Annotated in this window: 19 protein-coding genes and 1 riboswitch; of the genes, 17 read left to right on the top strand and 2 right to left on the bottom strand. The window is 68.7% G+C overall.

All coding sequences use genetic code 11. The annotated features are described in order from the left end of the window. The first annotated feature begins 28 nt into the window (after positions 1-28). The 17 genes from DIE13_RS20455 to metF all read left to right on the top strand — a co-directional run bounded on the left by DIE13_RS20455 (position 29) and on the right by metF (position 18,525). Entirely contained in the window at positions 29-1,975 is a 1,947-nt protein-coding gene (locus DIE13_RS20455) for a methyl-accepting chemotaxis protein (protein WP_124828788.1), read from the top strand. Positions 1,976-1,978: 3 nt separating this feature from the next. Then, positions 1,979-2,932, top strand: coding sequence for a CheR family methyltransferase (locus tag DIE13_RS20450; protein WP_124828787.1), 954 nt, complete (start codon positions 1,979-1,981; stop codon positions 2,930-2,932). Beyond that, positions 2,929-3,666 (top strand): chemoreceptor glutamine deamidase CheD, encoded by a 738-nt coding sequence (gene cheD / locus DIE13_RS20445; protein ID WP_124828786.1) that lies wholly within the window; start codon positions 2,929-2,931, stop codon positions 3,664-3,666. Before DIE13_RS20450 ends, cheD begins: the two co-directional genes overlap by 4 nt. Further along, positions 3,663-4,754 carry a chemotaxis response regulator protein-glutamate methylesterase gene (locus DIE13_RS20440; protein ID WP_124828785.1) on the top strand — a complete coding sequence of 364 codons (1,092 nt, stop codon included), beginning with the start codon at positions 3,663-3,665 and terminating at the stop codon, positions 4,752-4,754. Before cheD ends, DIE13_RS20440 begins: the two co-directional genes overlap by 4 nt. Before the next feature lie 67 nt (positions 4,755-4,821). Further along, entirely contained in the window at positions 4,822-5,217 is a 396-nt protein-coding gene (cheY, locus tag DIE13_RS20435; protein ID WP_124828784.1) for a chemotaxis response regulator CheY, read from the top strand. Between the two features lies 1 nt (position 5,218). Then, positions 5,219-5,950, top strand: coding sequence for a protein phosphatase CheZ (cheZ, locus tag DIE13_RS20430; RefSeq protein ID WP_124828783.1), 732 nt, complete (start codon positions 5,219-5,221; stop codon positions 5,948-5,950). A 244-nt stretch (positions 5,951-6,194) separates the two neighbouring features. Continuing rightward, on the top strand, positions 6,195-6,698 hold the full coding sequence (locus DIE13_RS20425; RefSeq protein WP_124828782.1) for a DUF2844 domain-containing protein: 504 nt from the start codon (positions 6,195-6,197) through the stop codon (positions 6,696-6,698). 16 nt (positions 6,699-6,714) lie between these two features. Continuing rightward, positions 6,715-7,965, top strand: coding sequence for a DUF3443 domain-containing protein (locus tag DIE13_RS20420; RefSeq protein ID WP_124828781.1), 1,251 nt, complete (start codon positions 6,715-6,717; stop codon positions 7,963-7,965). A gap of 143 nt (positions 7,966-8,108) precedes the next feature. Further along, on the top strand, positions 8,109-8,606 hold the full coding sequence (locus DIE13_RS20415) for a VOC family protein (RefSeq protein WP_124828780.1): 498 nt from the start codon (positions 8,109-8,111) through the stop codon (positions 8,604-8,606). A 333-nt stretch (positions 8,607-8,939) separates the two neighbouring features. After that, positions 8,940-10,136 (top strand): flagellar biosynthesis protein FlhB, encoded by a 1,197-nt coding sequence (gene flhB / locus DIE13_RS20410; protein WP_175751686.1) that lies wholly within the window; start codon positions 8,940-8,942, stop codon positions 10,134-10,136. Further along, positions 10,133-12,235: a flagellar biosynthesis protein FlhA gene (gene flhA, locus DIE13_RS20405; RefSeq protein ID WP_124828778.1), complete on the top strand. Its 2,103-nt coding sequence runs from the start codon at positions 10,133-10,135 to the stop codon at positions 12,233-12,235. Before flhB ends, flhA begins: the two co-directional genes overlap by 4 nt. Beyond that, complete coding sequence (flhF, locus tag DIE13_RS20400) at positions 12,232-14,016, top strand: flagellar biosynthesis protein FlhF (RefSeq protein ID WP_124828777.1); 1,785 nt, start codon at positions 12,232-12,234, stop codon at positions 14,014-14,016. Before flhA ends, flhF begins: the two co-directional genes overlap by 4 nt. Continuing rightward, positions 14,009-14,818: an AAA family ATPase gene (locus DIE13_RS20395; RefSeq protein ID WP_124828776.1), complete on the top strand. Its 810-nt coding sequence runs from the start codon at positions 14,009-14,011 to the stop codon at positions 14,816-14,818. The genes flhF and DIE13_RS20395 overlap by 8 nt, the downstream gene beginning before the upstream one ends. Positions 14,819-14,833: 15 nt before the next feature. Next, positions 14,834-15,568 (top strand): RNA polymerase sigma factor FliA, encoded by a 735-nt coding sequence (locus DIE13_RS20390; protein WP_096508175.1) that lies wholly within the window; start codon positions 14,834-14,836, stop codon positions 15,566-15,568. A gap of 76 nt (positions 15,569-15,644) precedes the next feature. Continuing rightward, positions 15,645-15,767: riboswitch (S-adenosyl-L-homocysteine riboswitch) on the top strand. Between the two features lie 32 nt (positions 15,768-15,799). Further along, positions 15,800-17,218, top strand: a complete 1,419-nt coding sequence (ahcY, locus tag DIE13_RS20385) for an adenosylhomocysteinase (RefSeq protein ID WP_124828775.1) — start codon at positions 15,800-15,802, stop codon at positions 17,216-17,218. 98 nt (positions 17,219-17,316) lie between these two features. Next, positions 17,317-17,670, top strand: a complete 354-nt coding sequence (locus DIE13_RS20380) for a phage holin family protein (RefSeq protein ID WP_096508177.1) — start codon at positions 17,317-17,319, stop codon at positions 17,668-17,670. Positions 17,671-17,694: 24 nt separating this feature from the next. Next, positions 17,695-18,525 carry a methylenetetrahydrofolate reductase [NAD(P)H] gene (metF, locus tag DIE13_RS20375; protein WP_096508178.1) on the top strand — a complete coding sequence of 277 codons (831 nt, stop codon included), beginning with the start codon at positions 17,695-17,697 and terminating at the stop codon, positions 18,523-18,525. 90 nt (positions 18,526-18,615) lie between these two features. Here the strand turns inward: metF and DIE13_RS20370 are convergent, their stop codons facing one another. Next, entirely contained in the window at positions 18,616-20,094 is a 1,479-nt protein-coding gene (locus DIE13_RS20370) for an amidase (protein WP_124828853.1), read from the bottom strand. A 76-nt stretch (positions 20,095-20,170) separates the two neighbouring features. Further along, the gene (locus DIE13_RS20365; protein ID WP_096508180.1) at positions 20,171-20,863 is read right to left on the bottom strand and encodes a dienelactone hydrolase family protein; all 693 of its coding nucleotides are present in this window, start codon (positions 20,861-20,863) and stop codon (positions 20,171-20,173) included. Positions 20,864-20,931: the final 68 nt, after the last annotated feature.

Below are 20,931 nucleotides of genomic sequence, written 5' to 3'. Positions count from 1 at the left end.
GCGCGCAGGAACTTCGGGAGAATCCGCAATGTTGCATAACTGGTCGATCCGCACGACGCTCACGGCGGTCGGACTCATCCTCGTGTGCCTGGCTGCCGCGGTCGGCGGGCTCGGCCTCTACGCGCTCAATCATGCGAGCCGCTCGCTCGACGAGATCGCGCACGTCGACCTGCCGGCGATCCACGCGCTCGACGATACGTCGTCGTACCTGCTGCGCGCACGCGTGTCGCTCGACCGCTTCCGTTCGCTGACCGAGGCAGGCAACACGGCCGAGGCCGGCAAGGTGCTCGACCGCGCGCAGGTGCTCTACGCGAAGTCGAACGAGAACTGGCAGACGTTCCAGGCGACACCGAAGCTCGGTGTCGACCAGGCGCTCGTCGACGAGCTTTCGACGCGCTACACGGCGATCGTGAAGGACGGCGTCGAGCCGGAATTCGCGGCCGCGCGCGCGGGCGACATGACCGCGTATCACGCGGTCGCCGACACCAGGATCAGCCCGATGTTCGTCGCCTACGACCAGGCCGCGTCGGCCGTGATCGCGTCGCTGCAAAAGCATGCGAACGAGCGCCAGGCGGCGACGCAGTCGCAGATTTCGCTGATGATCGGCCTGATCGCGGCCGGCATCGCAATCGCGTTCATCGTCGTGATCGCGATCCGCTTCGCGCTGCGCGGGCTGATCGTGAAGCCGCTCGAGGATGCGATCGCGCACTTCGAGCGCATCGCCGGCGGCGACCTCACGCAACCGGTGAACGTGTTCAGCAAGAACGAGATCGGCCGCCTGTTCGGCGGCATCAAGCGGATGCAGGACGCCGTGACGACGATGGTGCAGGCCGTGCATCGCGGCACCGAGTCGATCGACGTGGGCGCGCGCGAGATCTCGACCGGCAACACCGACCTGTCGCAACGTACCGAAGAGCAGGCCGCATCGCTGCAGGAGACCGCGTCGAGCATGGAGCAGCTCACCGGCACCGTGCGGCAGAACGCGGAGAACGCGCGGCAGGCGAGCCAGCTCGCGGTGAACGCGTCCGACATCGCGACGCAGGGCGGCGAGGTGGTCGGCCAGGTCGTGTCGACGATGCAGGACATCGCGGCAAGTTCGGGCAAGGTCGTCGACATCATCGGCACGATCGAGGGCATCGCGTTCCAGACCAATATTCTCGCGCTGAACGCGGCGGTCGAAGCGGCGCGTGCGGGCGAGCAGGGCCGCGGCTTCGCGGTGGTCGCGGGCGAAGTGCGCTCGCTCGCGCAGCGCAGCGCGAGTGCCGCGAAGGAAATCAAGCAGCTGATCGGCGATTCGGCCGAGAAGGTCGAAAGCGGGTCGGCACTCGTCGCGCGCGCCGGCTCGACGATGGACGAGATCGTCCAGGCGGTGCGCCGCGTCACCGACATCATGGGCGAGATCAGCGCCGCGTCGGACGAGCAGTCGACCGGCATCGAGCAGGTCAATCGCGCGGTCGGCCAGATGGATTCGGTCACGCAGCAGAACGCGGCGCTCGTCGAGCAGGCCGCGGCGGCGGCCGCGTCGCTCGAGGAGCAGACGCGCCAGATGAAGTCGGTCGTGTCGAGCTGGCACGTCATCGGCGGCATCGCACTCGCGCCGTCGCGCAGCGCCGTGCGCCCGGCCGCGCGCGAACCGGCCGCGGCGCCTGAGCTGCCGTCGGCAAGCCGTTACGAAACCGCGCCCGCACTGCCGGCACCGCAGGCTGCCGCCCAGCACGCGCGCCGCGCCGCGCCGGCTTCGCCTGCGGCGGGCCCGGCCGCGAGCCACGAACCGAAGCGCGCGGCCGAGAGCGGCGCGCGCGCGCAGAAGGACGCGCCGGCCGCGAGCGGCTACGGCCCGCGCCTGTCGAAGACGGCCGCCGCAGCGGCGCCCAAGGCGGCTGACAAGCCTGCGCTGCTGCGTCCGGCGCTGAACGGTGAGAAGCCTGCGCTGGCAGCTGCCGGCACGTCCGACGACGACTGGGAGACCTTCTAAGTCATGCCGGACGCGCGCGCACAGTTTCGACCCGATGCACCGGACGTCTCGCCTCGCGCGGGCGAACCGGGGCGCGACTTCGCGTTCACCGGCGCGGATTTCGCACGCATCCGCGCGCTGATTCATCAACGCGCGGGGATCTCGCTGTCCGAGCACAAGCGCGACATGGCATACAGCCGTCTCGCGCGCCGGCTGCGCGCACGCGGACTCGACACGTTTCGCGACTACCTCGACCTGCTCGAGCAGGAGAACGATCCGCTCGAGTGGGAGGCGTTCACCAACGCGCTGACGACGAACCTGACCGCGTTCTTCCGCGAGTCGCACCATTTTCCGATCCTCGCGGACTTCGTGAAGGGGCGCGCCGCGCCGGTGTCGGTGTGGTGCTCGGCGGCGTCGACCGGCGAAGAGCCGTATTCGATCGCGATCACGCTGATCGAGGCGCTCGGCGAATCGGCCGCGCGCGGCGCATCGATCCTCGCGACCGACCTCGACACGCAGGTGCTCGCGAAGGCCGAGGCCGGCATCTATACCTACGACCAGGTCAAGCATCTGGCGCCGGAGCGGCTCAAGCGCTTCTTCCTGAAAGGCACCGGCGCGCAGGCCGGCCGCGTGAAGGTGCGCCCGGAGCTGCGTGCGATGATCCGCTTCGAACAACTGAACCTGACCGATGCCGACTACGGGATCGCGAAGCCGTTCGATGCGATCTTCTGCCGCAACGTGATGATCTACTTCGACAAGCCGACGCAAGGGCAGGTGCTGGCGCGCTTCGAGCCGCTCGTGAAGCCGGGCGGGCTGCTGTTCGCCGGTCATTCGGAGAACTTCACGTACGTCACGCAGGCATTCCGGCTGCGCGGGCAGACAGTGTACGAACTGACGCGCGATGCCGTGCCGGGCACGCGGGCGCGCGCGCCCGCCCGCGCCGCGGGCGCCATGCTCGCTTATGGAGGCCGCGGATGAGCGCCTTACCGATCGCGACCAATCGCTACTTCGACAATCACTTCGAACGCCCCGGCGTGAAGTTGCTGCCGAACGAGTTCTACACGACGTCCGAGGACATGGTGCTGATGACCGTGCTCGGCTCGTGCGTCGCCGCTTGCCTGCACGATCCGTTCGCGGGCATCGGCGGGATGAATCACTTCATGTTGCCCGACGACGGCGCCGATGCGGGCGCGGCCGCGTCGGATTCGATGCGCTACGGCGCGTACGCGATGGAAGTGCTGATCAACGAACTGATCAAGGCGGGCGGGCGCCGCGAACGCTTCGAGGCGAAGGTGTTCGGCGGTGCCGCCGTGCTGGCCGGAATGACGACCATCAACATCGGCGATCGCAACGCGGATTTCGTGCGCCGCTATCTCGCGCTGGAGCGCATTCGCATCACCGCGGAGGATCTGCAGGGCGTGCATCCGCGCAAGGTCGCGTTCATGCCGCATACCGGCCGCGCGCTGGTGAAGAAGCTGCGGCTGCAGGTGCCGGGCGTGACCGAGCGCGAAGCCGCGGAGGCCAACCGCGTGCGCGCCGCGCGGACGCGCGCGCACGTCGAGCTGTTCGCGGCGAAGCGGCCGGCCGCGCCGCCGCCGGTGCGGCCGCGCATCGAGCTGTTCGGCGCGCGCGGCGCCGGTGGCGCGCCGGCGACGGGCGGGAATGCCGGCGGCCCGTATGCGGCCAACCTTTCGAGAAAGCAGGAGGCATGACCGCAGTGCAGAAGATCAAAGTGTTGTGCGTCGACGACTCGGCGCTGATTCGCAGCCTGATGACGGAGATCATCAACAGCCAGCCCGACATGACGGTGTGCGCGACCGCACCCGACCCGCTGGTCGCGCGCGAGCTCATCAAGCAGCACAACCCGGACGTGCTCACGCTGGACGTCGAAATGCCGCGCATGGACGGGCTCGACTTCCTCGAGAAGCTGATGCGGCTGCGGCCGATGCCGGTCGTGATGGTGTCGTCGCTGACCGAGCGCGGCTCGGAGATCACGCTGCGCGCGCTCGAACTTGGCGCGGTGGATTTCGTGACGAAGCCGCGCGTCGGGATCCGCGACGGCATGCTCGAATACGCGGAAAAGCTCGCCGACAAGATCCGCGCGGCGTCGCGCGCCCGCGTGCGGCAGGCGCCGCAGCCGCAGGCCGCCGCGCGCGCGGCGGGCGGCCCGTCGGCCGCGCCGATGATCAACAACCCGCTCGTCAGTACCGAGAAGCTGATCATCATCGGCGCATCGACGGGCGGCACCGAGGCGATCCGCGAAGTGCTGACGCCGCTGCCGCCGGACGCGCCGGCGGTGCTGATCGCGCAGCACATGCCGCCGGGCTTCACGAAATCGTTCGCGCAGCGGCTGAACGGCCTGTGCCGGATCGCGGTGAAGGAAGCCGAGCACGGCGAGCGCGTGCTGCCGGGCCATGCGTACATCGCGCCCGGCCATGCGCACCTGCTGCTCGCGCGCAGCGGTGCGAACTACATCGCGCAGTTGTCGGAGGAACCGCCGGTGAACCGTCACCGGCCGTCGGTCGACGTGCTGTTCCGCTCGGCGGCGCAGCACGCCGGCAAGAACGCGATCGGTGTGATCCTCACGGGGATGGGGCGCGACGGCGCGGCCGGGCTGCTCGACATGAAGCGCGCGGGCGCGCACACGTTCGCGCAGGACGAGGCGAGCTGCATCGTGTTCGGCATGCCGCGCGAGGCGATCGCGCTCGGCGGCGCGGAAGAGGTGGCGCCGCTTGCGGAGATGAGCCGGCGCGTGATGGCGCGCCTCGCGACGATGGGCGACCGCGTACAGCGTGTCTGAATGAAATGTCACGGGGCGCGTGCAAGGTTGCGTGGCCCGACGGTAACGAATCTGCAAAGGAACGACGATGGACAAGAGCATGAAAATCCTGGTGGTGGACGATTTCCCGACGATGCGCCGGATCGTCCGCAACCTGCTCAAGGAACTGGGCTACGCGAACGTCGACGAAGCCGAGGACGGCGCGGCCGGCCTCGCGCGTCTGCGCGGCGGCGGCTTCGACTTCGTGATTTCGGACTGGAACATGCCGAACCTCGACGGTCTCGCGATGCTGAAGGAAATCCGCGGGGATGCGGCGCTTTCGCACCTGCCGGTGCTGATGGTCACGGCCGAGTCGAAGAAGGAGAACATCATCGCGGCCGCGCAGGCAGGCGCGAGCGGCTACGTCGTGAAGCCGTTCACGGCCGCGACGCTCGACGAGAAGCTGAACAAGATCATCGACAAGATGGCGAAGGCCGGGAGCTGACGTGAACGAGCCGATTCATGCGGCGCTCGCCGGCGCGGGGTTCAACGCCGACAGCCACGCCGAAGGCGCCGATCTCGCGAGCGACCGCATCCTCGCGCGCATCGGCCAGCTTACGCGTACGCTGCGCGATTCGATGCGCGAGCTCGGGCTCGACAAGCATGTCGAGCGCGCGGCCGAAGCCGTGCCCGACGCGCGCGACCGGCTGCGCTACGTCGCGACGATGACCGAGCAGGCGGCCGAGCGCGTGCTGAACGCGATCGAGATCGCGAAGCCCGTGCAAGAGCGCATCCAGAACGAGGCCGAGGCGCTCGACGCGCGCTGGGCGCAGTGGTACGCGGCGCCGATCGAGCACGCGGAAGTGCGCGAGCTGATGGGCGACACGCGCGCGTTCCTGCACGGTTTGCCCGAAGCGACGTCCGCGACCAGCGCGCAACTGCTCGAGATCATGCTCGCACAGGATTTCCAGGATCTGACCGGGCAGGTGATCAAGAAGATCATGGACATGGTCTACCTGATCGAGCAGCAACTGCTCACCGTGCTCGTCGAGAACATCGCGCCCGAGCGGCGCGAGCAGTTCGCGGCGACCGCGGCCGCGTTCGCGGCCGAGCACGTGAGCACGACCGGCAGTCCCGAGTCGCTGCTGAACGGGCCGCAGGTCGCGCCCGAAGGCAAGTCCGACGTGGTGCAGGACCAGGCGCAGGTCGACGACCTGCTCGCGAGCCTGGGCTTCTGACTCTGCGGCGTCGCGCCGGTCCGTCCCTGTCGTGGCGCGGCCCGGTGCACATGGCTTCCACGTCCCCCCGGGTCTGCCGCGAGCGGGCCGCGCTGCGTCGATTTGACACTCCGGCGCACTCCGCAGGCATACTACGCGTCAGCAGCAACGAAGCGTCATTCGTACGACTTTCATTGGTTGACCTGCGGCGCCGAGCTTGACAGCGGGGCCGACGGCAACGAAGCCAGTCCCTTTGGGGGGGAACGTGAAGCTGAAACGCTTGGGCTGGACCGCCGCGCATGCGGCGGTTGCAATGGGTGTGCTGTGGACCGTCCACGCACAGGCCGAACTGGGCGGCGCGCCGATGTCGCCGCCGGCGGACGATCACGCGGCCACCGTGCGCGCGCTGCAGCGCGCGATGCGCTCGGCCGACGGCGCGCAGGCGAGCGCGGCCGCCTATACCGTGCGCGAGATCGCGCTCGGATCGGGCACCGTCATCCACGAATACACGTCCACGGCCGGCACCGTGTTCGGCCTCGCGTGGCGCGGGCCGACGATGCCGGATCTGGCGTCGCTCCTCGGCAGCTATTTCCCGCAGTACACCGCCGGCGTCCAGGCGGCCCACGCCGCGCGCGGCTGGCGCGCACCGGTGTCCGTCGACACGAGCAACCTCGTGATCCGCACGGGCGGCCACATGGGCGCGTTCGCGGGCCAGGCATGGCTGCCGGCGGCGCTGCCTGCCGGGCTGACCGGCACCGACATCCAGTGACAGCGGGAGAGCGACCTTGAGAATTCCTCGTACATTCAAGCGCTGGCTCGGCCTGCTGAGCCTGGCTGCCGCGACGGCCGCGCTCGTGACAGCATGCGGCGGCGGCGACGGCGGCGACAACAACGGTAACAACGGTAATAGCGGCGGCAACCCCGGCGTATCGGACGGCAACACCGCCAATACGGCCGCGATCACCGTCGGCACCGGCGTCGCGCGCGTGATCAACATCCCGACCGTCAACGTGAAGATCTGCGTGCCCGGCACGTCGAACTGCCAGGTGGTCAACAACGTGCTCGTCGACACGGCGTCGTACGGGCTGCGGCTGGTCGGCAGCGCCGTGTCGGGCGTGCTCGGCAACCTGCCGCAGGTGACGAGCGGCGGCGCGCCGGTCGCCGAATGCGGCAAGTTCGTGTCCAGCTACACATGGGGCACGGTGCGTACCGTCGACCTGACGATCGGCTCGGAGCAGGCGAGCTCGCTGCCGGTGCAGATCATCGGCGACCTCGGCACGACCGGCGTACCGAGCTCGTGCATTAACGGCGGGACGTCGGCGAACTCGGCCAATGATCTCGGCGCGAACGGCATTCTCGGCATCGGGCCGGCGCCGGTGGACTGCGGCACGAACTGCGCGACGTCGACGTCGGCGACCTACAACAACTACTACGCGTGCCCGAACGGCAATTCGAGCTGTGCTGTCGCGCTGGTGCCGATTACGCAGCAGGTGGCCAACCCGGTCCATCGTTTCGCGACGGACAACAACGGCGTGATCGTGCAGATGCCGAGCATTTCCAACAGCGGGCAGAGCAGCGCGACCGGCCAGCTGACGTTCGGGATCGGCACGCAGAGCAACAACGCGCTCGCCGCGTCGACGGTGATGACGTCGACGACGACGGGCGACGTGAGCGCGACGTTCCTCGGCGGCAGCGCGACCGCGTTCTTCGATACGGGCTCGAACGCGTATTTCTTCAACGACTCGTCGCAGACGATGTGCTCGACCAACCCGCAGTTCTACTGCCCGTCGTCGACGGCGACCTACACGGCGACGCTGACCGGCCAGAACGGGACCACGGGCGGCGTGTCGATGTCGATCCAGAACGCCGATTCGCTGTTCGCGAACCCGTCGACGTTCGCGTTCAACGACATCGCCGGCCCGTTCGGCGCATCGGGATGGCTCGATCTCGGCATGCCGCACTTCTACGGCAAGACGATCTACTTCGGGATGGACAAGACCGCGAGCGGCGGCGCGGCACCCTACGTCGCGTTCTGATCGCGCACGCGGCACCGCAGCAAAAGGGGGCGAGCGATCGCCCCTTTTTTTATCCCCGGGGCGGCCTCGCGCGGCGTAAGGATCCAGCGCCCACGATATGAGGCCAGGCACGGATGCCCACAAGACATCGAGGAGGCAGCATCATGAGCCAGCGCTTTCAACGCATCACGCCGTTCCTTTGGTTCGACCGCGACGCCGAGGCCGCCGCCAACTTCTACGTCTCGGTGTTCGACGACGCACGCATCGTGCACGTCGCGCGCTACGGCAAGGCCGGTGCCCAGGTGTCCGGGCATGCCGAGGGCGCGGTGATGACCGTATCGTTCGAGCTCGACGGGGTGACGTTCCTCGCGCTGAACGGCGGCCCGGCGTTTCCGCTCACGCCGGCCGTGTCGTTCGTGGTGAACTGCCGCGACCAGCGCGAGATCGACCGCTACTGGGCGGCGCTGTCCGAAGGCGGCGACGAGCGCGCGCAGCAGTGCGGCTGGCTGCGCGACCGCTTCGGCGTGTCGTGGCAGGTCGTGCCGGTGCAGATGTCCGGGCTGATGACGGGCGACCCGGCGCGCGCCGAGCGCGTGATGGCGCAGGTGATGAAGATGAAGAAGCTCGATCTCGGGCTGCTGCAGCAGGCGGCGGCCGGGTAGGAACCGCGCCCGCATGCCGGCCTCGCGTGGCCGGCATGCGGGCCGGTGCGCCCTGGCGTGCGGCGCTGCCGCCTCGGGGCGGCTTGCCTCGTCGCTTCAGCTCCAGGGCGAATCCGCCGCATCGCCGCTTCCTCCCTTCCTCCGTCGACGCCTTCACCGCCCCCACCCCCGCCGCGTTGCCGTTCGTCCCCTGATTGCCCCCGCCACAAGCCCGTCCGATTCCCCGAAATACCCCCCTTTCCCGGCTTTGCTCGACCGATCGGCGTTTGACGCGCGCATGAATAATCGGTGTCACTGGAAAGCGGCATGTCGCCGTACCCGACTGGAGGCCCCGTGGCAGACGAGAGCGATCTCGACAGAACCGAAGCCGCCACTCCGAGACGCCGCGAGAAGGCGCGCGAGGAGGGGCAGGTCGCGCGTTCGCGCGAACTGGCTTCGTTCGCGCTGCTCGCGGCCGGGTTCTACGGTGCATGGTTGCTCGCGGGTCCGTCGGGTGAGCATCTGCAGACGATGCTGCGTGGCGCCTTCTCGTTCGACCGCGCCACGGCGTTCGACACGAACCGGATGTTGTCCGCGGCAGGCAGCGCGAGCGCCGAAGGCTTCGCCGCGCTGCTGCCGCTGCTCGCGCTGACTGGCGTGGCCGCGCTGGCCGCGCCGATGGCGCTCGGCGGCTGGCTGATCTCGCAAAAGACCTTCGAGCTGAAGTTCGACCGCCTGAACCCGATCTCCGGCCTCGGCCGCATCTTTTCGATCCAGGGGCCGATCCAGTTGGGGATGTCGCTCGCGAAGACGCTCGTCGTCGGCGGGATCGGCGGGATTGCGATCTGGCGCAGCAAGGACGAACTGCTCGGCCTCGCGACCCAGCCGCTCGGTTCGGCGCTCGCCGACGCGCTGCATCTGGTCGCCGTGTGCTGCGGCACGACCGTTGCCGGGATGCTGGTCGTCGCCGCGCTCGATGTGCCTTACCAAATCTGGCAGTACAACAAGAAGTTGCGCATGACGAAGGAAGAAGTGAAGCGCGAGCATCGCGAGAACGAAGGCGATCCGCACGTGAAGGGCCGTATCCGCCAGCAGCAGCGCGCGATCGCGCGGCGCCGGATGATGGCCGCCGTGCCGAAGGCCGACGTGGTCGTCACGAACCCGACGCACTTCGCTGTCGCGCTGCAGTACACGGATGGCGAGATGCGCGCGCCGAAGGTCGTCGCGAAGGGCGTGAACCTCGTCGCCGCGCGCATCCGCGAGCTCGCGGCCGAGCACAACGTGCCGCTGCTCGAAGCGCCGCCGCTCGCGCGTGCGCTGTATCACAACGTCGAACTCGAGCGCGAGATTCCCGGCTCGCTGTACTCGGCCGTCGCCGAGGTGCTTGCGTGGGTCTACCAGCTCAAGCGCTTCCGCGCGGAAGGCGGAGCGTTCCCGGCGGCGCCGGTCGATCTCGCCGTGCCGGCCGAGCTCGACAAGGGCACGTCGGTGTCGACCGACGACGCGCGCGAGGAAGCCGACGACGCACTCGGCACGCGAGGCGCGGCATGAGCACCCCGACCACCGGCCTGTTCGGCAAGCGCCCGAACCCGTTCGCCGGCACCAACCTGCGCGCGCTCGCCGGCCCGATCCTCATCTGCATGATCCTGGGGATGATGATCCTGCCGCTGCCGCCGCTGCTGCTGGATCTGCTGTTCACGTTCAATATCGCGCTGTCGGTGATGGTGCTGCTTGTCAGCATGTACACGATGAAGCCGCTCGATTTCGCGGCATTCCCCAGCGTGCTGCTGTTCTCGACGCTGCTGCGCCTGTCGCTGAACGTCGCGTCGACGCGCGTGGTGCTGCTCGAGGGCCACACCGGCCCCGACGCGGCCGGCCAGGTGATCGAGGCGTTCGGCCACTTCCTCGTCGGCGGCAACTTCGCGGTCGGCATCGTCGTGTTCGTGATCCTGATGATCATCAACTTCATGGTCATCACGAAGGGCGCCGGGCGGATCGCCGAAGTGTCCGCGCGCTTCACGCTCGATGCGATGCCGGGCAAGCAGATGGCGATCGACGCCGACCTGAACGCGGGCCTCATCAACGAAGAGCAGGCACGCAAGCGCCGCACCGCGGTTGCGCAGGAGGCCGAGTTCTACGGGTCGATGGACGGTGCGTCGAAGTTCGTGCGCGGCGACGCGATCGCCGGCCTGATCATCATGGCGATCAACGTGATCGGAGGGCTGATCGTCGGGATGGTCCAGCACGACATGAGCTTCGCCGCGGCGGGCACCAATTACACGCTGCTGACGATCGGCGACGGCCTCGTCGCGCAGATCCCCTCGCTCGTGATCTCGACGGCGGCCGGCGTGATCGTGTCGCGCGTCGCGACCGACGAGGACATCGGCACCCAGATCACCGGCCAGCTGTTCGCGAACCCGCGCGTGCTGGTCATCACCGGCTCGATCATCGTGCTGATGGGGCTGATCCCGGGCATGCCGCATTTCGCGTTCCTCGCGCTCGGCGGCGGCGCGATCTGGCTGGCACGCACGCAGACCCGCCGCGCGGCGGCCCGCGTGGCGGCCGGCGACGTGACCGAAATCGCACCGCCCGCCGCGTTGCCGGGCGAAAGCCACGAAGCGACCTGGGACGACGTGCAACTGATCGATCCGCTCGGCCTCGAAGTCGGCTACCGGCTGATTCCGCTCGTCGACAAGAACAGCGACGGCGAGCTGCTCAAGCGCATCAAGAGCATCCGCAAGAAATTCGCGCAGGAAATCGGCTTCCTGCCGCCGGTGATCCACATCCGCGACAACCTCGAGCTGCGGCCGAACGCATACCGGATCGCGCTGAAGGGCGTCGAGATCGGTACCGGCGAAGTGTTCCCGGGCCAGTGGCTCGCGATCAACCCGGGCCAGGTGACGGCCGCGCTGCCGGGCGCCGTCACGCAGGATCCGGCGTTCGGGCTGCCGGCCGTGTGGATCGACGTCGCGATGCGCGAGCAGGCGCAGGTGTACGGCTACACGGTGGTCGATGCGAGCACGGTGGTCGCGACGCATCTGAACCATCTGGTCGTCCAGCATGCGGCCGAACTGCTCGGCCGCCAAGAAGTGCAGGCGCTCGTCGAGCGCACCGGCAAGGACGCGCCGTCGCTCGTCGAGGACCTCGTGCCGAAGACGATCTCGCTCACGACGCTGCAGAAAGTGCTGCAGAACCTGCTCGACGAAGGCGTGCCGATCCGCGACATGCGCACGATCCTCGAATCCGTGTCCGAACACGCGGGCCGCGGCGACGCGTACGAGATCACCGCCGCGGTGCGGCTGTCGCTCGGCCGCGCGATCACGCAGCAGTGGTATCCGGGTGCGGGCGAGATGCAGGTGATGGGGCTCGATTCGAATCTCGAGCGCGTGCTGTCGCAGGCGCTCGCCACCGGCGCAAATCCGGGCCTCGAGCCGGGCCTTGCGCACAACCTTCTGACCGGCACGCAACAAGCGATGCTGCGTCAACAGAATCTCGGGCTGCCGCCCGTGCTGCTCGTGCAGCACGCGTTGCGCGCGATGCTCGCGCGTTTCCTGCGCCGCAGCCTGCCGCAATTGAAAGTGTTGTCGTACGCCGAAGTGCCGGATACACGCACGATCAAAGTTGTTAACGTCATCGGGGGCCCCGCTTGAACATTCGCAAATTCACCGGCGCGACCAGCCGCGACGCGCTTCGCCTCGTGCGCGAGGCACTCGGCGCCGACGCCGTCGTGCTGTCGAACCGCACGCTCGATGACGGTAGCGTCGAAATCGTTGCACTCGCCGATTCGGACCTCGCCGCGGTCGCGCCGTCGGCTGCCGTCCGCCCGCGTGCGAGCGCGCCGCGTGTGCCGGAGTCCGTGCCGGCTGCCGCGGTGCCGGGCATCGTGTCGCGCCCCGGTGCCGCGCCCGCACCCGCACGTCCGGCCGGCAATCCGTATGCAGCTGGCGCCGGCGGCCTGCCGGATGTGTTCTCGTCGGTATTCGGCGCCAGTGCCGAAGCGACGGAGCCGGCTGCATTCGACGCCGACACGAATGCGCCGGCCGGGCTGTCGCCGTCGCGCGCCACGTCGGCGTCCGCGGCGGCCTCCGAACCCGCGCCTTGGCTCGTCGAGCACGCGAAGCGCCTGACGCAGCAGCGCGACGCGCTGATGATCCGTACGCACTCGGCACCCGCCGCGCCGCAAGCACCGGCCCCCGCACCGCAGGACGCGGCGCCGGCCGGCTGGGCGCGCGACATCGTGCGCGACGCCGAACGCCGGATGCCGGCCGCGGCCGCCCGTGCGAACGACACCGCCGCCGCCCGTGCGAACGACACCGCCGCCGCCCGTGCGAACGACGCGGACGCCGCGAAGCCGGCCGAGCGTGCGCGCCTGTCCGCCGACGCGGCTGCCGCGGTCGCCGATGCCGTGAAGTCGCGCATCGAGAGCGTCGTCAACGACACGGTGATGCACGAGCTCGGCGCGATGCGCGGGATGATGCAGGAGCAGTTCGACAGCCTGATGTGGCACGACCGCCAGCGCCGCAGCCCGGTGCACGGCGCGCTGACCAAGCACCTGTTCGCGGCCGGCTTCTCCGCGCAGCTCGTGCGGATGCTGGTCGACAACCTGCCGTCGGGCGCCGGCACGCAGACCTTCGAGCAGGCGCTCGAATGGGCGCAGTCGGTGCTCGCGGCGAACCTGCCGGTGCTCGACAGCGAGGATGCGCTGATGGAGCGCGGCGGCGTGTTCGCACTGATGGGGCCGACGGGCGTCGGCAAGACCACCACCACCGCGAAGCTCGCCGCGCGCTGCGTGATGCGCTTCGGCGCGAGCAAGGTCGCGCTGCTGACCACCGACAGCTACCGGATCGGTGGTCACGAGCAGCTGCGCATCTTCGGCAAGATCCTCGGCGTGCCGGTGCACGCGGTGAAGGATGCGGGCGATCTCGCGCTCGCGCTGTCCGAGCTGCGCAACAAGCACATTGTGCTGATCGACACGATCGGCATGAGCCAGCGCGATCGCGCGCTGTCCGACCAGATCGCGATGCTGCACGGCGCGAACGCGCCGGTGCAGCGCCTGCTGCTGCTCAACGCGACGAGCCACGGCGACACGCTCAACGAAGTCGTCCAGGCGTACCGCAGCGCGGGCGAACATCCGCAGGCGGGATCCCCGGGCCTTGCCGGCTGCATCCTGACCAAGCTCGATGAGGCGACGCATCTGGGCGGCGTGCTCGATACGGTAATCCGCTACAAGCTGCCCGTCCACTATGTGTCGACCGGCCAGAAGGTGCCGGAGAACCTGTATGTCGCGACGACCCGCTTCCTGCTGAAAAGCGCGTTCTGTGTGCCGCGCGACGGCTCACCCTTCGTGCCGCAAGACGAGGACATGCCGACGCTGCTTTCCGCACTGACCGCACGTTCCACCGCCGAACTGCACGAGGTGCGATTTGGATAAGCGGATCATCGATCAGGCCGAAGGGCTGCGCCGCCTGCTGGCCGGACGCGCGTCGCGCGTCGTCGCGGTGACGGGCGGCCCGGCGGGCGTCGGCTGCACCACCACCGTCGTGAACCTCGCGGCGGCGCTGGCCGCGCTCGGCAAGGACGTGCTCGTCGTCGACGAGCGCGCCGGCGCGCGTTCGGCCACCGCGACGCTCGCGGGGACACGGCTGCGCGATGGCGAGCGCACGCGGGTGGCCGCCGGCTTCGGCCTGTGCGCGGCCGGGCAGGCCGGCTACAGCGATGCGCAGTTGCGCGACTTCATCGACGGCCAGGCCGACATCGTGCTGGTCGATGCGCGGCCTGGCGCCGACGGCGCGCTCTCGGCGCTCGCGCGCGAGGCGCACGACGTGCTGATCGTCACGCGGGTTTCCGCGAAGGCGATCACCGAAGCCTACGCGTGCATGAAGCGCCTGCACTTCGCGCAAGCGCTCGCGCAGTTCCGCGTGCTGACCAACCACGTCGGCAACCACGCGGACGCGAAGACCGCATTCGACAACCTGGCAGGCGTCGCGAGCCGCTACCTGACGGTGTCGATCGCGGATGCCGGCTGCGTGAGCGCCGACCCGCTCGTCGAGCGGGCGCGCGAACTGACGCACACCGCGGTCGACGCGTTCCCGTCGTCGATTGCCGCGCGCGACTACCGGCAGATTGCCGCCGACTTGCTGTACTGGCCGATGCGCCCGCGCTCGGGGGCGGGCCGCGCCGTCCATGCGGGCGGCAAGCCGTCGTACGAGGCGGGTGCGGCCCACGCCGCGTGAGCGAAGGAGAGAGCCATGATGTACAACGCTCAAGGAAAGATGACCCAGGCCGACGTGCTTGCGCAATACGCGCCGCTCGTGCGGCGCCTGGGGCTGCAGCTCGTCGCGAAGATGCCCGCGAGCGTCGACCTCGACGACCTGATCCAGGCCGGCATGATCGGCCTGATGGATGCGGCCGGCCGCTACAAGGAAGACCAGGGCGCGCAGTTCGAGACCTATGCGACGCAGCGCATTCGCGGCGCGATGCTCGACGAGCTGCGCAGCAACGACTGGCTGCCGCGCAGCCTGCGCAAGACGTCGCGCGAGGTCGAGCACGCGGTGCACCAGGTCGAGCAGCAGCTCGGCCGCTCGGCGAGCGAGGCCGAGATCGCGCAGCATCTGAAGATGCCGCTCGACGAATACCAGGGGATGCTGCAGGACCTGCACGGCAGCCAGCTCATCTACTACGAGGATTTCGACCGCGCGGCCGACGACGAGCCGTTCCTCGACCGCTATCGCGTCGATCACGCCGATCCGCTGTCGGCGCTGCTCGACGACCATCTGCGCGATGCGCTCGTCGACGCGATCGAGCGGCTGCCCGAGCGCGAGAAGCTGCTGATGTCGCTGTATTACGAGCGCGGGCTGAACCTGCGCGAGATCGGCGCGGTGCTCGAAGTCAGCGAGTCGCGCGTGTGCCAGCTGCACAGCCAGGCCGTCGCGCGACTGCGCGCGCGGCTGCGCGAACAGGCGTGGGTCGGCGCGGAGACCTGACCCTTTCTTGTGCCCACGCGCGCCGACGCCGCGCGTGCCGCGCAATTCTCGCGCCGATTTGCTACAATCCCTCCCGTTTTCCGAGGAGCGTTGCGACGGACCTTCTGTGTCCGCCAGGCTCGGAGAGCTTCACCAAGCAGCCGTGCGGCGAGACGTTGGATTCGCGCCGGCCCCGCTTCCTGAACGGCGCTCACGTCACCAATCTAGAAACTTTTTAGAAAGGAGGGCGTGATGAACGCCATTATCGATTCCCAGGCTTCCAAGGATTACGTCGTCGCCGACATGGCGCTTGCCGGCTGGGGCCGCAAGGAATTGAACATCGCCGAGACCGAAATGCCGGGCCTCGTGCAGATCCGCGACGAATACAAGGCGCAGCAGCCGCTGAAGGGCGCGCGCATCGCGGGTTCGCTGCACATGACGATCCAGACCGGCGTGCTGATCGAGACGCTGAAGGCGCTCGGCGCGGACGTCCGCTGGGCCTCGTGCAACATCTTCTCGACGCAGGACCACGCTGCTGCCGCGATCGTCGAATCGGGCACGCCGGTGTTCGCGTTCAAGGGCGAGTCGCTCGACGAATACTGGGAGTTCTCGCACCGCATCTTCGAATGGCCGAACGGTGAATTCGCGAACATGATCCTGGACGACGGCGGCGACGCAACGCTGCTGCTGATCCTCGGCTCGAAGGCCGAAAAGGACCGTTCGGTGATCGCGAAGCCGACCAACGAGGAAGAAGTCGCACTGTACAAGTCGATCGAGAAGCACCTCGACATCGATGCGACCTGGTACTCGAAGCGCCTCGCGCACATCAAGGGCGTGACCGAAGAAACCACGACCGGCGTGCACCGCCTGTACCAGATGGAAAAGGACGGCCGCCTGCCGTTCCCGGCGTTCAACGTGAACGACTCGGTCACCAAGTCGAAGTTCGACAACCTGTACGGCTGCCGTGAATCGCTCGTCGACGGCATCAAGCGTGCGACCGACGTGATGATCGCGGGCAAGGTCGCGGTCGTCGCGGGCTACGGCGACGTGGGCAAGGGCTGCGCGCAATCGCTGCGCGGCCTCGGCGCGACCGTGTGGGTCACCGAAATCGATCCGATCTGCGCGCTGCAGGCGGCGATGGAAGGCTACCGCGTCGTGACGATGGAATACGCGGCCGACAAGGCCGACATCTTCGTGACGGCGACCGGCAACTACCACGTGATCAACCACGATCACATGAAGGCGATGCGCCACAACGCGATCGTCTGCAACATCGGCCACTTCGACTCGGAAATCGACGTCGCGTCGACCCGCCAGTACCAGTGGGAAAACATCAAGCCGCAGGTCGACCACATCATCTTCCCGGACGGCAAGCGCGTGATCCTGCTGGCCGAAGGCCGCCTGGTGAACCTCGGCTGCGCGACCGGCCACCCGTCGTTCGTGATGTCGAACTCGTTCGCGAACCAGACGCTCGCGCAGATCGAGCTGTTCGTGCGCGGCGGCGAGTACGAGAACAAGGTGTACGTGCTGCCGAAACATCTCGATGAAAAGGTGGCGCGCCTGCACCTCGCGCGCATCGGCGCGAACCTGTCCGTGCTGTCGGACGAGCAGGCTTCGTACATCGGCGTGCAGAAGGACGGCCCGTTCAAGCCGAACCACTACCGCTACTGATGCGCCGCCGCTGCCGCGCCGTGCGTGCCCCGTTACGGGGCGCGCGGCGCGGCAGCGGCGCCTGACCGCACAGATCGACAACCGAACCGGAGCCCTCCATGAGCGTCATCCTCACCTGGGTCATCAACGCCCTCGCGCTGCTGATCATCACGTACCTCGTGCCGTCGATCCACATCAAGAGCTTCGGCACCGCGCTGATCATCGCGGTCGTGCTGGGCCTGATCAACACGGTGATTCGTCCGGTGCTGATCCTGCTGACGCTGCCTGTCACGATCGTCACGCTCGGGGTGTTCATCCTCGTCGTGAACGCGTTGTGCTTCTGGTTCGCGTCGTCGCTGCTGAAGGGCTTCGAGGTGTCGGGTTTCTGGTCCGCCTTCTTCGGTTCGATCCTGTACAGCATCGTGTCGTGGCTGCTGTCCGCGCTGATCTTCGGGCAGCGCGACTTCGGCTGACGGCGCGGGCCTCTCTTCCGAATCATGAAACCGATCGAACTCTCGTTTGAATTCTTCCCGCCGAAAACGGCGGAGGGCGTCGAGAAGCTGCGCGCGACGCGTGCGCAGTTGCTGCCGCTGAAGCCGAAATTCGTCTCCGTGACGTTCGGCGCCGGCGGCTCGACGCAGCAGGGCACGCTCGATACCGTGCTCGACATGCAGAAAGACGGCCTCGAGGCCGCCCCCCACCTGTCGTGCATCGGCTCGTCGCGCGACAGCCTGCGCGCGATCCTCGACCAGTACCGCTCGCACGGCATCCGGCATATCGTCGCGCTGCGCGGCGACCTGCCGTCGGGGATGGGCGCGGTTGGCGAGCTGCGTTATGCGTCCGAGCTCGTGAGCTTCATCCGCGCCGAGCATGGCGACTGGTTCCACATCGAAGTCGCGGGCTATCCGGAGTACCACCCGCAGTCGCGTTCGCCCAAGGCCGATCTCGAGAACTTCGCGCGCAAGGTGAAGGCCGGCGCGAATTCCGCGATCACGCAGTACTTCTTCAACGCCGATGCGTATTTCCGCTTCGTCGACGATGCGCGCAAGCTGGGTGTGGACGTGCCGATCGTGCCCGGCATCATGCCGATCACGAACTTCTCGCAACTGATGCGCTTCTCGGAAATGTGCGGCGCGGAAGTGCCGCGCTGGGTCGCGCGCCGGCTCGAGAGCTTCGGCGACGATCGCGACGCGATCCGTGCATTCGGCGCGGATGTCGTCACCGATCTGTGCCGGCGCCTGATCGACGCGGGCGTGCCGGGACTGCACTTCTACACGCTGAACGCGGCGTCCGCGACCCGGACGATCTGCGATCGACTCGCCGGTTAAGCACCGCGCGACGCCCGCGTGCGAAAAGCCTCGCCGGTTCCTCCGGCGGGGCTTTTTTTATCGCCGCGGCCCGGTTCGGCTCGACCCGGTTCAGCGCTGCGCCTGCATCAGCGGCGGGCGCCGGTCGAACCACGGCCGCGCCTGTTCGAGCTGGCGCGCGAGCCGGAGCAGCAGCGCATCGTCGGCATGGCGGGCGACGAACTGCACGCCGATCGGCAGCCCGCGCGCGTTCCAGTAGAGCGGCACCGACATCGCGGGCTGCCCGGTCAAGTTGAACAGCTCGGTGCAGCCGGCCCACGCGAACGCCTTCTCCGATGCCTTCGACAGCATTTCCTGCAGCAGCGGCTTCACCGGTAGCGCGCCGAGCAGCTTCATCTGCGCGGCTTCGAACGGCGTCGGCTGCAGCTCGCCGATCTTGACCGGCGGGCCCGCGAGCGTCGCGCACAGAATCGCGTCGTAGCGCGACACGAGGCCGGCCACCTGCACGGTGAGCTGGCGCTGCCATTCGAGCACGTCCGGCAGGCGCGCACGCGCCAGGCGCCGGCCGACGACCGCCATCGCCCACGTCGCGGGTTCGAACTCGTTGCGCTTCGGGTTGCGCCCGGTCAGCGCGCGCGCGCCGAGCACCATCTCCTCGGCGATCGTCGCCCACAGCGTGAGGAAGGTTTCGGCCGCGCGGGCATGGTCGATGTTCAGCGTCGCCGGTTCGACGTGATGGCCGAGCGATTCGACGAGGGCGGCCGCGTCGTCCAGCGCGGCGAGCGTATCGCCGGCGAGCGCGGGCGCGAGCATCGGATCGGCGACGAGACCGATCCGCAGCGGACCGGGCGGCGTGTCGAGTGCGCCGAGGTAGGTGCCCGGCGCGCCGGGCGGCAACGTCTGGCCGGTCGTCACGTCGAGCAGCAGTGCGCTGTCGCGCACACTGCGCGCGACGGCGTGCTGCACGACCAGCTCGCCGTTCGACGGCAGGTCGACCAGCAACGGGTTGCGGCTTGGCTTCAGGCCGAACAGCCCGCAGCACGACGCCGGAATCCGGATCGAGCCGCCGCCGTCGGACGCATGCGCGATCGGCACGATGCCGGCCGCGACGGCCGCCGCCGCGCCGCCGCTCGAACCGCCCGGCGTGTGATCGAGGTTCCACGGGTTGCGGCACGCGCCGAACAACTGGGGTTCGGTGTACGGCATCTGGCCGATCTCGGACGTGTTGGTCTTGCCGAACACGTTGAGCCCCGCCGCGCGGCTTCGCGCGATCACCGGGGAATCGTCGGCGGGCACGAAGTAGCGGTAGTGCCGGCTGCCCATCGACAGCGGCAGCCCGGCGACAGCCGCGCCGAGATCCTTCACGAGATACGGGACGCCGGCGAACGGTGCGTCGGCGCCGGCATCGCCGGTCGGCTCCGTCCGCTTGCGCGCGGCCTCGTAGTCCTGCAGCACGATCGCGTTGACCGCGCCATTGACCGCTTCGGCCTGTCCGATCGCGGCGTCGAGCAGTTCGCGCGGGCTCGCCTTGCGTTCGCGCACGAGCGCGGCGAGGCCGATCGCGTCATGCGCGAGATAGTCCGAGTGCATCGCTGTCACCCCCGTTGTGACTCGTGGCGATGAAAGGAGAATAACGCGGGGCCCGGCGTGCCGGCCCCGCTTACTCTTACAGCTGCTCGGCGAGGAACGTCAGCGTGCGGCCGTGCGCGAGCGCCGATGCGCGCTGATGGTACGACGCACGGTCCGTGCAGTTGAAGCCGTGCTCGGCGCCCGGGTACACGTGGAACGACGCGTTGCCGCGGCCCGCGAATGCGCCCTTCACCTGTTCGACGGCCTCGAGCGGGATCCCGTGATCGTTTTCCGCGTAGTGGAACAGGATCGGCTGCGTGACCTTGCCGGCGAGGTCGAGCGCATTCTGGATGCCGCCGCCGTAGTAGGCGACCGCCGCATCGACCTTGCCCGCGGCTGCCGCGCGGTACGCCAGCTGGCCGCCGAAGCAGTAGCCGATCGCGGCGATCTTGCCGGCGACTTCGGGGCGCGCGCGCAGCGCGTCGGCGGCCGCGCCGATGTCCGCGACCGCGAGGCCGATGTCGGTCTTCTTCATCAGCTCGATGCCTTTGTCGCGATCGGCGCCTTCATAGGTCAGCTCGACGCGCGGCTGCGTGCGCCAGAACACGTCCGGCGCGAGCGCGACGAAACCGTCGGCCGCGTACTGATCCGCGACCGCACGGATGTGCGAGTTCACGCCGAAGATCTCCTGGATGATGATGACGGCGGGACCTTTGCCGCGCTTGGGCAGCGCGAGATAGCCGCCGAAGCTGTCGTTACCGGTCGGGATGTCGATCCATTGGGCAGTCACGTTTGAACTCCTGGCGAACGGGCGTGCGAGATGCGCGCCGTGGGTGGAAGAGGGGCGGCCTAGTGTGC

Source organism: Burkholderia sp. Bp9016 (assembly GCF_003857765.1).
Classification (GTDB): Bacteria; Pseudomonadota; Gammaproteobacteria; order Burkholderiales; family Burkholderiaceae; genus Burkholderia.
Note: the sequence above shows the minus strand (reverse complement) of the source record. Positions and strands in the feature narration are given on the sequence as shown.